Here is a 268-nt window from a genome sequence, read left to right on the forward strand (position 1 = left end):
GCCCACAGTCAGCACCGCATCGCCGTGCGCGAGCTCCGGCGGATCGAGGAAGAGGCCATAGAGATGGTTGTCGAACCCGCCGTGCCGGAACAGAACGGCGGTGACCGGAAGCCCGTTCTTGTCGCCGTCGCCCTGGAGCGCCTCCTCGCAGACACTGCCGGCCGCGAAAGTGCGCAGCGGATAGATACGCTGCGCCGGTCCCCAGGAAATGATCGAGCCGCGCGTTTCCATGCGCGGCGTGTCGGCCTGGTTGTCCACCGTCAGCCGG

At 67.9% G+C, this 268-nt stretch carries 1 protein-coding gene; it reads right to left on the bottom strand.

The window, feature by feature from the left end:
• The coding region (locus RMT89_RS43335; RefSeq protein ID WP_315889250.1) for a hypothetical protein at positions 1-268 on the bottom strand (268 nt) is incomplete at both ends.

This window comes from Streptomyces sp. P17, assembly GCF_032436805.1.
Taxonomy (GTDB): domain Bacteria; phylum Actinomycetota; class Actinomycetes; order Streptomycetales; family Streptomycetaceae; genus Streptomyces.